10 protein-coding genes are annotated in these 11837 nt (G+C 37.1%); 3 read left to right on the forward strand and 7 right to left on the reverse strand.

All coding sequences use genetic code 11. The annotated features are described in order from the left end of the window. Positions 1 to 12: 12 nt before the first annotated feature. Entirely contained in the window at positions 13 to 261 is a 249-nt protein-coding gene (locus tag LQ227_RS18820; RefSeq protein WP_230150528.1) for a hypothetical protein, read from the reverse strand. Between the two features lie 259 nt (positions 262 to 520). Here LQ227_RS18820 and LQ227_RS18825 point away from each other — a divergent pair, with 259 nt between their 5' ends. Then, positions 521 to 721 carry a DUF3606 domain-containing protein gene (locus LQ227_RS18825; protein ID WP_230139972.1) on the forward strand — a complete coding sequence of 67 codons (201 nt, stop codon included), beginning with the start codon at positions 521 to 523 and terminating at the stop codon, positions 719 to 721. Positions 722 to 859: 138 nt separating this feature from the next. Here LQ227_RS18825 and LQ227_RS18830 read toward each other — a convergent pair whose 3' ends face one another. The 5 genes from LQ227_RS18830 to LQ227_RS18850 all read right to left on the reverse strand — a co-directional run bounded on the left by LQ227_RS18830 (position 860) and on the right by LQ227_RS18850 (position 7860). Further along, complete coding sequence (locus LQ227_RS18830; protein WP_230139970.1) at positions 860 to 1441, reverse strand: HPP family protein; 582 nt, start codon at positions 1439 to 1441, stop codon at positions 860 to 862. Positions 1442 to 1560: 119 nt separating this feature from the next. Next, complete coding sequence (locus LQ227_RS18835; RefSeq protein ID WP_230139968.1) at positions 1561 to 2424, reverse strand: OmpA family protein; 864 nt, start codon at positions 2422 to 2424, stop codon at positions 1561 to 1563. Between the two features lie 74 nt (positions 2425 to 2498). Next, complete coding sequence (locus tag LQ227_RS18840) at positions 2499 to 5009, reverse strand: beta-L-arabinofuranosidase domain-containing protein (protein ID WP_230139967.1); 2511 nt, start codon at positions 5007 to 5009, stop codon at positions 2499 to 2501. 360 nt (positions 5010 to 5369) lie between these two features. Beyond that, positions 5370 to 5762, reverse strand: coding sequence for a nuclear transport factor 2 family protein (locus tag LQ227_RS18845; protein WP_230139965.1), 393 nt, complete (start codon positions 5760 to 5762; stop codon positions 5370 to 5372). A gap of 112 nt (positions 5763 to 5874) precedes the next feature. Continuing rightward, positions 5875 to 7860 carry a sialate O-acetylesterase gene (locus LQ227_RS18850; RefSeq protein WP_230139963.1) on the reverse strand — a complete coding sequence of 662 codons (1986 nt, stop codon included), beginning with the start codon at positions 7858 to 7860 and terminating at the stop codon, positions 5875 to 5877. Between the two features lie 219 nt (positions 7861 to 8079). On the opposite strand from LQ227_RS18850, the gene LQ227_RS18855 reads away from it, so the two are divergent. After that, positions 8080 to 8394, forward strand: a complete 315-nt coding sequence (locus LQ227_RS18855) for an RNA-binding protein (RefSeq protein WP_057934255.1) — start codon at positions 8080 to 8082, stop codon at positions 8392 to 8394. 284 nt (positions 8395 to 8678) lie between these two features. Then, positions 8679 to 9962: a Na+/H+ antiporter gene (locus LQ227_RS18860; RefSeq protein WP_230150530.1), complete on the forward strand. Its 1284-nt coding sequence runs from the start codon at positions 8679 to 8681 to the stop codon at positions 9960 to 9962. A gap of 188 nt (positions 9963 to 10150) precedes the next feature. Here LQ227_RS18860 and LQ227_RS18865 read toward each other — a convergent pair whose 3' ends face one another. Next, positions 10151 to 11827 (reverse strand): sodium/sugar symporter, encoded by a 1677-nt coding sequence (locus LQ227_RS18865; protein WP_230139960.1) that lies wholly within the window; start codon positions 11825 to 11827, stop codon positions 10151 to 10153. Positions 11828 to 11837: the final 10 nt, after the last annotated feature.

Here is an 11837-nt window from a genome sequence, read left to right on the forward strand (position 1 = left end):
GGGCAAGTGAAACTAACCTCTTATTTCTTCCATTTCCAACTTAACGTTAACCGCTACCAAGCCACGTTTGTGTAATTCTATTTCAAAAATTATTTTCGAATTTATATTAATTTGATCAGATATATTATCTAATTGAAAGTGAATATCCTGGCCATTTTCGTCAATAATGATTCCGTGTCCATATTCAAAGTCAATTTGAGTAACGTCTCCCTTCCTCATATCGCCCATTACAGAATATTTTTTTTTATAAATAATACGCAATTACAGTGATTTTACGTATAATTAAAAATACATAAAATTATTTTTTTGTATAATTATTAATATTTCATATACCTTTTATGATTACTAAAACGAATTAATAGAAGAGAATGAACGATTTTGACTTCATTTTAATTATGATTGAAACGTTATTTTTTTTCAAACAACTGGTTTACAAATTGTTATTATAAATAAAAAAAACTATTTTTATTGAACCAAATCGAGCTTGTGCGTGTTATTAATTGAATTAATCATCCCAATCATGAAAAATCTCATCCAAACCCCGAGCATTAAAGAAGAAATCATCTTATTATCCGAAGAAACAGATCGAAATTATTGGGCTAAGCGTTTAGGCGTAAGTTCTGAAGTTTTGAAATCTGCGGTGAGGGCAACAAGAAGCATTATGTTAAATCAAATTACGGCTTATTTAAACCAGCAAAAGAAAAACATCAGCATTTCCTGATTTTTAAATCGGTATAATGATCTGATTAGAAAATTATATTTCATTTAGCGTATTAACGACGGCCAGTACTTGTTTGCATTTAAATAAGATGGTTTTAAGTCTTTTCATAAATGCAATGGATCGTTATGCAGATATATTTTACCTGCGATAGCGATGCCAAATCCTATACCATTTTTTATTATTAGGATAACTGCGATGCGATGTTCTGTTGTTTATCATTATAGCGACTAACAGTAAAATACTAGCGCCAGATAAAACCGGGCACAGTACGTACAAATAACCTAACGAATGGATTTTAGCTGACCCTATATTCGCTATTAGTGCGGTAGCCCCACCCGGGGGATGCAATGTTTTGGTAATCTGCATCAATACAATAGATAAAGAAACCGACAAGGCAGAAGATAACCACACTTCGCCGGGAATAAGTTTATGAACGGTAACGCCTACCAATGCACAAACCACATGCCCACCGATTAAATTCCTCGGCTGTGCCAATGGGCTGTTTATAATTCCATAAATAAGTACCGATGAGGCACCAAATGAACCGATGAGAAACAGGTTATCGTTGGCGGTAAAGTATTTAGAATGGAGTAAGCCAATAATGCCTATACCTAGAAACGCTCCAATAAATGTCCAAACATGTTCTTTAAAATCGATTAAAGTTTCTTTGTAAACGATGTATTTTGCTGTGCGAAGGTGTTTTCTTATCCGTTTTCTCATAACCCGTACTGGAGCGCGTGCAAAATTAGCAAAATATAAAAGGGAAAAGAGAAAGTTTTACAAATAAAAAAGGGTTGAAAAATTAATTTCAACCCTTTAAAATGATTATTATTTCTGATTTATTTTTGAGACTGTTCAGGCGCTTTTCCGATCAGATCCATAAACTGATCTAACTTAGGTGTAATAATGATCTGTGTACGTCTGTTTTTTGCTTTCCCTCCTGCCGTTGTATTATCAGCAATTGGATTAAATTCACCACGTCCACCTGCGGTTAATCGCTTAGGATCGACAGCATATTTAGTTTGCAATACCTGAACCACTGATGAAGCACGCAAGGCACTTAAATCCCAGTTGTTTCGGATATTGGTTTGAGCGATAGGCACATTATCGGTATTACCTTCAATCAGCACATCGTAAGTATCGTAATCTTTAATGATTTTGGCGATTTTACTCAATGTTTCTCCAGCTTTATCAGAAACCTCATAACTACCAGATTTGTATAACATGTTATCAGCCAAAGAGATATAAACTACACCTTTAAGCACCTGAACATCAACATCTCCAAGTTCTTCTCTGCTTAATGAACGGGTTAAATTATTGGTTAACACCATATTAAGCGAATCGCTTTTATTTTTGGCATTTACCAATTGTTTGATGTATTTATTCGAACTGTTAATTTCATCAACCAGTTTCGAAATGTTAACATTGCCCTGGCTACTAGAATTTAAACATTTGTTCAAAGCATCCTGCAATGCGGTTACATTGGCTTTTTCTGATGCGATCTGCTCTTCCAAACTTTTAACCCTGCTGGTGCTGCCGCTAAGCTCGCGTTGGCTATCCTGATATTTATTACTTAACTCCTGGTTCCTTTCTCTTAGCTTAGAATAGGTATCCTGAAGTTCTGCATATTTCTTATTGCTTACACAACCAGCTGCAAGCGTAATGGCAAAGAGCATTATAGGAATTGATTTGTATAATTTCATAATCTTATTTTTATTTATTGATAATAGGTTAACAAATTCCTTGCCGCAAAGTTCAATACCGGCCTGAACCGATGTTAAAAAGCGTTAATCTTTACCGAATCGAAGCTAGCCAAAGCTTTATACGTTCTTAATCCTATACTACCAGATTGATATTGACTATCTGTTGCAGAAAGAATGGATTTTGCCGACCCGTTTATAAAAACATCAAATTTATCTCCTTTCGCCACTATCTTTAAGGTGTACATTTTGTTTATTTCAACAGGATATTTCCCTGAACTTATAACGGTCCATTTTTGTCCGTTAGCTTTTCCCAACAGTACCGTTCCATTAGACTGATCCAAACCCACATAATACCCTTGGTAAGCATCGGCACCGATTGCCGGGTCAGAAACCCTGAACATTAAACCAGCATCACCGGCAGTATTGATTTTAACATTAGCCTGGTAAGTAAAATCTTTAAAATCTGTTCCATTAGCTACATATTTAGATCCATTTATACCATAACCACCTGAGCCTGCGTTCGATGCCGAATTAACCTGTCCATCTTTCCAAAACCAACCACCTCCATAAAAAACCCAATTATTGGCCATTCCCTGATCAAAATTTTCGACCAAAGCCTTATTTATTTTTTTTGGCTGACCGATTACAGGAAAACAGCTTAGGCGTATATTTTCAGACCCATAAGGTACCAAGGTAATCTCTTCCTGTTTTTCGGTTGAAGAAATTGGACTAAAAGGCACATCAAAAGCAGCTACTTTGTTGTACCCTAGCGTCCAAGACGGAATCTTTTTTGCCTGAACCTTTAATTTAACCGGTGCATTCGCGGCAATAAAAGGATTTTCGGGCATTGTAGCGCTCACCACATTGACGTTGCTTAAATTACCTTTATCTAATACTAAACCATAGTTCCATGCCGATTCCGGACGGATTTCGTAATCTGTAAAGCCAGCAACCGGATGTGTTTTGGTTACCTTATTTGCTGCCTTAATTTCTAATGCATACACAATAGGCCCACGTTCTACACTAACGGAATTGTTTACTTGAGCCTGAGTAGTAATTTGCATCGGGAAATTCAGTTCTAATTGATCCTGATCTTTCCATTCGCGGGGTATGGTAAACATTTCACCGGCTTTTACTCCTTTTAATATAGTTCCATTTAATTTAACACTTGGTTTTACACTCCACGCAGGGATTCTTAAAATCAATGGAAAGGATGTAGAAGTGGTAAGCCCCACTTTTAACCTGATCTGTTCTTCGAAGGGATAATTGGTTTCTTCGGTAATTTTTATTTTTTTATTGTTGGCTACTACAGTTTCTATTTCCATCGGGCCATAAGTAATTACTGCCAAACCTCTCTCGGGGGTAGCCACTACACTGCTTTTTACAAAATAAGGCCAGCCCATGTGCATGTTATAGCGGCAGCAGCCATAACCGGAATAAGGACTAGAAACAATCCCTGAACTATAATCTTGATTAAAGCCATGCTCCCCATGAACGCTTTGAACCTGATTGGGTAATGTATAATAAGAATGGTTTTTAAAATCCCTGCTAAACTGTGCAGGTAAAGCATTAAAGGCTATTTTTTCCAACTGATCACCAATACTGACATCGTGAATAACCTTTGCCGCAGTTTCTAAACTCTGCATCCATTCTACCACAGTACAGGTTTCTACTCCTTCTACGCTGCTTGTACCCGCCAGAAATTCAGTTCCTGAACCTAAACCTTCTGGCTGACCATGGTCGTGCATAATGTGCACTATGCCTTTGGAAAGTGCTTCAAGATTAGAAGCATGATCTTGAAGTTGAGCATAAAGCACTGGGAATTTTAAGGCTTGAGCTACATTAACCATATGTTTTGGCTGAAAATCATCACCAAAAAAGTAAAACCCGTTGTTGCTATAAATATCGATCCAAGGGTATGCCTGTTGTTTTAACTTTTCTACAAGTCGTAATAAATCCTGATCGCCGGTTTTATTGTAAAGCCAAATGGCTATTTCCATATTATCGCCTGCTCTTGATTTACCCCATTCCTTTAATGGATCGCTATCAAGATTAGCCAGTTCATATTTGAAATATTTTGAGAGAAAAGGAATTACCCTTTTATCATTTGTGGCCTCGTAATAGCTTTGCAAAGCGTACATCATTGGCATGCGCGGCCACCAATCTTTCATTTTCGGTGGGCCGAATAATCCGTTGGCTTGTTGATTGTTCAAAGTCCAATCGATGTACTTTTGTGCTTTTGTTTTTAGTATAGGATCATCTAAGGTATAAGCCAATGCTACCAAACCTTTAACATAATATGGTACCCGCTCCCATCCATTCCCATCGCCTCCCAGCCAATCGGAATTTTTGCCCAGATTATCTTTTTCAGGGTATAACTCTTCTGCCATTCCCGTTGCACCATCTCTTTGCTGCTCTAGTTGCTTTAACAACCATCCTTTGGCTTTAATACCCCCTATGGGCAATTGCACATAAACATGCTGTTTTAAGGGTTTTTTATTGAATTCAGTTAAATTCTGGGCATTTAAAGTATGAATAGATAGACAGGAAACCAGAAAATAGATTGAGGTAAATATTATTTTCATAAAAGGATTATTGGTTAGATAATATTTCATAAAACTAATAAATATCAGCGAATATTAAAACGATTTAGTAATCTTATATTCAAACAATTCAAAAAGCAATGTTAAGTTGGTTAAAGCAAACCTAAACGCTGAAAATAATAAATTGAAAGGTAAAAAATTATACAGTTTGCAAGGCCAGAGGTTTACACCAGATTGTGATATATACCTATTTTTAACTCGCCAGGGTAAACATTAGTCTTGTTCTGTCATCAAGCTTTTGGTTGAAACTGAGATTAGTTCTATATTAGATCTAGAGAGCGTTAATTTAGAATCGGGGGATAGCCATTGGTTATTCCCCGTTCTTATTTTTAAGCAAATATTTTATACTGAAATGCTTGTACAACTGGCAGAAATTACTTTCCAATCTTCTCTCACTTTACCCCAAACCCTTAACCATTGATATTTGCCGTTAAGTAAAATATTTGAATAACTTCCCTTAATAAAAAGACTTGCAGAAACAATAACAATAGATTCAAAAACACGTATTTCCCGCTTGGATACATTGATTTTGGTAATTTTGGTCATGCCACTCCGGTAGACATCCAGATCCATCTCTTTATCCAACACATTCCCATACTGATCATGAAAAAGCATTCCATCAGCAAACAATAAATCGAGTATGTTCAGGTCTCTCCTTTTAAATCCATCTAATAATTTTTCTTCTAGGTCGGCAATCAGGAGAATGGTTTCCTGGTCTGATAAAATATTTGGCATAATTTCCGGTTAGCTGGTAAAAATATAAAGTAAGCCACAAAGAATAGCCTAACTTTAAATATTGCCTGCATTACACGGATTTAACCACACACATTGCACAAATTTTCATCCATTATTTCTTTGCAAAGGTAAGGCCTTGCCAGGTATCTGTTCTGAATGGTGATGCCGGCAAGCCATCATTACTAACCAGGTTACACACAGGATTATTTCCCCATGCATAACGAACTGCAACAGGATTTGCCACCTGATCGCTACTTACGATGATCTGATTTCCCTGGATGCTTGCTTTGGCCCAATAAAATTTCTTATCTGCTCCAGCGATGGCAAAACCGGTTAGTGCTGCACCATCAACGGCTTTTAATCCATTTTCTGTATTACCAAAAGTTAAACGGATCTGTTTTCCTTCTACTTTATTTGATTGATAAATGGGACCAGAATAGTTTATTTTCTGCCCATATGTTTTAGCCAGGGCAATTAAGGCTAACCTTCTACCCACCTCTTGTTTGTTTTTAGGGTGAATATCTTTTGCATCACCGATATCAATAATGGTAGCCATGCCTGTATTCGGTAGTGTAAGTGTTTTTTGTTGGGCCTCTCTAAGCTCTGCCCAGGCAGATTCTACAGGAGAATGATCAATCTGCATAAAATTGGCCAGTTGAACGAAATAGAATGGAAAATCTCCCTGCCCCCATTTCTGTCGCCAATCTTTTATCATCGTTGGAAATAATTCGCGGTATTGGTAAGCTCTATCGGCATTACTTTCTCCCTGATACCAAATGGCACCTTTAATTGAAAATTGCAGGTAAGGATGAATCATCGCATTGTACAAAACGGTTGGTCTGTTAGGGCCATTTTCTTCGTAAGGTTTAGCTTCAACATTTTTAAAATCTACACCCACTTTATACTTCCAGTCGCCAGCTAAAGAAATTTTCTCTGTCGTGTTGTTTGTTAAGCTCAAATCTTTGGCATCACCATATATACCGCCGCCGCCTCCACTATCAAAAACCCTAACGGTAATGGTATTCTCGCCTGTTTTAAGCAGGTTTGTAGGTATTGTGTATGTTCTACCAACATTATACCCTATCGTTTCACCTACTTTTACTCCATTTACGAAGGTGATATCGTTATCATCAATTGTACCCAAATTAAGCTTGGTACCATTTGTTTTCCAGTTTTCGGGAATGTTGATCTTTTTTGTAAACCATACAATGCCATCAAAATTTTTAAGTGCTGCATCTTCCCACAAGGTCGGCAAAGTCATGCTTTTCCAGTTTGTGGTTTCTGCCAAAGCCCATTTTATTTCACCGGCCTGGTAACCAGAATCTTTTTCGGTTGTCATTTTAACCCAATTCTGCATTTTTTCTTCGTAAGAAACTGTTGAAGGATTATTGGCTAATTTTTGAATCTTATCAACTGCGGCAGAAAAATCGGTCATTTTTTTAAGCGATTCGGCACTTGTCCAGGCTTCGGCAATTGTTCCTCCCCATGAGGTATGGATTAGGCCAATAGGGATTTTAGTTTTTTCATACACTTCGCGGGCGAAGAAATAGGCTGTAGAAGAAAACTCAGCAATATATTTGGGGTTGCATTCCTGCCAACCACCATTAGTCACTTTGGCGTCGTTAAGTGGAAAACTACTGGTAACATGTTCTGCCTGCAATAAACGGATATTTGGAAATTTAGCATCAGCAATTTCTTTTTCGTAGTTAAGGATTTTCCCCCACCCTGCTAAAGGCATTTCCATATTCGATTGGCCTGAGCAAATCCAAACATCCCCTATTAATACATTGTTTAGCACCAATAGTTCTCCATCGGAAATGGTGATGGAATATGGACCGCCGTAACCTGGCGTTGCCACTTTAATTTTCCAATTGCCACTGGCATCGGCAATAGCCCCATAATTAATTTTATTCCACGAAACCGTTATCTTAACCGCTTTACCAGCTGTGGCTTTACCCCAAATGGCCGCATTTGTTTTTTGCTGCAAAACCATATTGTCGCTAAATACTGATGGCAATAAAATTTTTGACTGTGCCAGTAACGAACTGAAGAGGAATAATGCGATAATGAGTATAGATTTTAACTTAGAGATGCTCATATTTTAACCTATTTTTTGATGATTAGAAAGCGAATGTACATTTTATGTCTGTCAACATCAATATATATGTCTGCTCTTCGCAAATTTATGATAAAAATGAGGCAAAATTCATTTAATTAGTTTGGGTAAGAATATCATTTTGCTTATTTTGCAGGTCTAAAAGAACAATTCTGGATTTAAGCTTGATTTAATCGGATGTTCTCTCAAATTACTGAATTAATGGTTAAGATTTTTATAGGTGGCCTTCCTGACAATATCCAAGAGATGGATTTGGCAATATTGGTTAGCCTTCATGGTAGGGTAGAAACGATTAAAATTGTCCGCGATAGAGCTACTGGCAAGTGTAAAGGCTATGCTTTTTTAGAAATATACAGTTTACCGGATGCTAAAAATATTGTATCTACCTTAAATGGAGAAACTTTTAAAGGCAATGTAATTACAGTTAAAATATCGGAAGAGGAAAGTGGTGTTCAAGCGGCAAAGCCAAAAACCAACCAACCTTTTAAAAGTAAAAGGCCTAGGTTACAGCGCTAAATCACTCTTAATCTATATTTTCATTCTTCCCCTGTAATTTTTCCGTGTTATAAAACGGTATTATCTCGTTTTAGCAATGCATCCATGCTTTCTTTTTTTTATCATTAAGAATTGAAACACATTAAAGTTTTCTGCTTCTAATGAACTGCATTTATCACAGTAGAATTCTAGACATTCCCTCGTTTTATCGATTAATTTATTTCGGCCAGAAACTTTTTAATCCAGTTCTAAACACATATTTTGCAAGTAAGTGTTTCGACTTCTATTAAACGCGTTTTGCAGATATGGAAAATTATGCCATTGTAATATTTATTTTAGCTGTGATGATTGGCCTTTCTGCTGTAGCCGATCGAATTAAGATCCCCTATCCTATTTTATTGATTATAGCTGGAATAGCAGTGGGTTTTGTTCCATCTTTGCCACCAATTGATATTAATCCTGAAATTATATTTTTGATATTCCTACCACCATTGCTTTACGATGCCGCTTTTAATATTTCATTCAAGGAATTTAAAACCAATATCAATACCATATTTACATTGGCCATTACGCTGGTTTTTATCACCGCCATCGGCATTGCTGTAGTTGCCCACTATATGATTCCGGGGATGAGCTGGCCGGTATCTTTTGTATTAGGTGCAATTCTTTCTGCTACTGATGCAGTTGCTGCCATGAGTATTACCAAAGGATTAGGTTTGTCTCACAAAACAAATACCATATTGGAGGGCGAAAGCTTAGTTAACGACGCTTCTGCACTGGTAGCTTATCGTTTTGCAGTTGCCGCGGTAACAGGAACAGCCTTTGTATTTTGGAAAGCATCGCTTGAGTTTGCCCTTTTAATGGCTGGTGGATTCTTAATCGGAATGGTGATGTCGAAAATTCTCGCCTTCATTATTAAAAGAATCCATAGTAACCGTTTGGCTACCATCAGCTTTATGTTGTTGATGCCTTTTGTTACCTATTTAATTGCAGAACAAGTACATGTTTCTGGTGTTATTGCAGTTGTTATTTTAGGATTGGGCATTTCGAGGTTTAGCAACAAAGTATTTCCGGAACAACTTAAAAACCAATCAAAAAACATTTGGGATATTATTATTTTTTTATTGAATGGGCTGATTTTCATTTTAATTGGGCTACAATTCCCTTATGTGTACAAAAACATTAACAGTGCCGATATTTTACCCTACATTGGTTATTCGCTGGTGATCACTATTGTTGCGCTGTTGTTAAGAATGGCCCGTGTTTTCCTACAAAAATTCAATCTTCAAAAAGCCTTTCAGAAAGGAAAACACCGCATTACTGAGGGTGCATTGCTTGATTTCAAGAACAGTTTGATCATTAGCTGGTCGGGCATGCGGGGTATTGTTTCATTGGCCATTGCCATTGGATTACCAGTTACTTTATCGGATGGAAGCGCATTTCCGCAACGTAATGCTATTATATTTATATCTGTGGTAGTGGTATTGTTTACCTTAATCGGACAAGGCCTTACCTTGCCATGGTTGGTAAAGAAACTGGCTACTGAAGAGGATAAAGGACAGACGCTAATCACTTCAGGTGACCATTAACATTAAGAAATGAAGGACATTAGATTTAAATGCGAGCGTCCTCCTGAACTTGTTTCAGGATCTTTTAGGATAGTAAGTTTTATCATTAAGGAATTAGAACATTAAGATTTAAATGTGATCGGATATTTTAAACAAAAAAAGGGATAAAATCTAATGACTTTACCCCTTTCCTATTTTATACAATATCGTTACCAGTATACACTATAAAGTGCAACCAATAATCCGATGATGATTAAAGCTCCTACTGCAAAACTGGTAGAGGTTTTGAACATTTTAGCATCGATAGCCAGTCCTTTAGCTTCTGCCTTAGCTTTGTTGCTTGCTAAACTGATGATCACCATACCAAGGATACAGAATACAAATACAAAGCCCATACGATCCAAGAACGGAATTTCATAAACTCCAGCTGCATTTTTTACAGAGAAGCCCATTCCTGATAACCATGAAAGATCGGTAAGTGTAGGTAAGAATTTAAGTAAAATTGACAAACCGAAACCACCAATGGTTGCGAATAGTGCTGCACTTGAAGTTGTTCTTTTCCAAAAGAAACCTAAAATAAACATGGCAAAAATACCTGGAGAAACAAAACCTGTATACTCCTGGATATATTGGAAACCACCTTTTTTATCGATTCCTAAATGTGGTGCAATTAAAACACCGAGAATCATCGCTACAATGATCGAAATCTTACCCGTGGTTACCAAATTTTTCTCAGTGGCATCGGTCTTTAATACTTTCTTGTAAATATCCAGCGTAAAAATAGTTGCAATGCTATTTGCTTTACCAGCTAAAGACGCTACCACTGCAGCAGTTAATGCAGCAAAAGAAAGTCCTTTTAATCCGGCAGGCAGTAAATTCAACAATACCGGATATGCACGGTCTGGATTTACAGATCCATCTTGTAGCATTTCAGCTTGGAAGGCGCCATCTTTATATAAAACATAAGCTGCAATACCTGGTAACACAACAATAATGGGCATTAATAATTTTAAGAATGCAGCAAAAAGAATACCTCCGCGTGCAGTCTCCAGGTTAGCCCCCAAAGCACGTTGAGTAATGTATTGGTTACAGCCCCAATAATTTAAGTTCACAATCCACATGCCGCCTACAAGCACACTTAAGCCAGGTAAATCGATATAATTTTCGTTATCTGGCTTTAAAATCATGTGAAAATGTTCAGAAGCCTTTGAAGTCATTAAACTATAGCCTTCAAAAACACCTGTCGTTCCATAGTGCGTAGAAACTAAGTTTAAAGCCAAATAGGTAGTGGCCAAACCACCGAGAATTAAGAAAAACACCTGGATAACGTCGGTATATCCAATAACTTTCATTCCACCCAGCGTAATAATAATGGCAAAACCTGCAATGGCGTACATACAGAAACTTAAATCGAAACCAGAAATACTGCTTACTGCTAAAGCGCCTAAGTAAAGGATCGAGGTTAAGTTAACTACAACATAAAGTAATAACCAGAAAACAGCCATTATCATGGCTACCGTTCCGTTATAACGCTGATGTAGGAATTGCGGCATTGTAGCAATTTTATTTTTCAAGTAAACTGGAATAAAGAATACCGCAACAACCACTAAGGTTAATGCGCCCATCCACTCGTAGGTTGCAATGGCCAATCCCATTTTAAAGCCTGATCCGCTCATACCGATAAACTGCTCTGCAGAAATATTAGATGCAATTAACGATGCGCCGATTGCCCACCAGGTTAAAGAGCCTTCAGCAAGAAAATAATCTTTAGAACCTGTAGATTCTGACTTTTTCTTGTTGTAAATGTAGAGCCCATAAGCGGCCACAATAACGAAGTAAATTGCAAATACAATGTAATCCTTCGTGTCTAATAAGTTATTTTTCATTGATTTATTT

The organism is Pedobacter sp. Bi27, assembly GCF_918698255.1.
Lineage (GTDB): Bacteria > Bacteroidota > Bacteroidia > Sphingobacteriales > Sphingobacteriaceae > Pedobacter.

Excerpts from the sequence above, each read along its gene's own strand:
- LQ227_RS18830 (WP_230139970.1), bottom strand. The coding sequence starts at position 1,441 with ATGAGAAAACGGATAAGAAAACACCTTCGCACAGCAAAATACATCGTT.
- LQ227_RS18865 (WP_230139960.1), bottom strand. The coding sequence starts at position 11,827 with ATGAAAAATAACTTATTAGACACGAAGGATTACATTGTATTTGCAATT.
- LQ227_RS18855 (WP_057934255.1), top strand. The coding sequence starts at position 8,080 with ATGGTTAAGATTTTTATAGGTGGCCTTCCTGACAATATCCAAGAGATG.
- LQ227_RS18835 (WP_230139968.1), bottom strand. The coding sequence starts at position 2,424 with ATGAAATTATACAAATCAATTCCTATAATGCTCTTTGCCATTACGCTT.
- LQ227_RS18840 (WP_230139967.1), bottom strand. The coding sequence starts at position 5,009 with ATGAAAATAATATTTACCTCAATCTATTTTCTGGTTTCCTGTCTATCT.
- LQ227_RS18825 (WP_230139972.1), top strand. The coding sequence starts at position 521 with ATGAAAAATCTCATCCAAACCCCGAGCATTAAAGAAGAAATCATCTTA.
- LQ227_RS18860 (WP_230150530.1), top strand. The coding sequence starts at position 8,679 with ATGGAAAATTATGCCATTGTAATATTTATTTTAGCTGTGATGATTGGC.
- LQ227_RS18845 (WP_230139965.1), bottom strand. The coding sequence starts at position 5,762 with ATGCCAAATATTTTATCAGACCAGGAAACCATTCTCCTGATTGCCGAC.
- LQ227_RS18850 (WP_230139963.1), bottom strand. The coding sequence starts at position 7,860 with ATGAGCATCTCTAAGTTAAAATCTATACTCATTATCGCATTATTCCTC.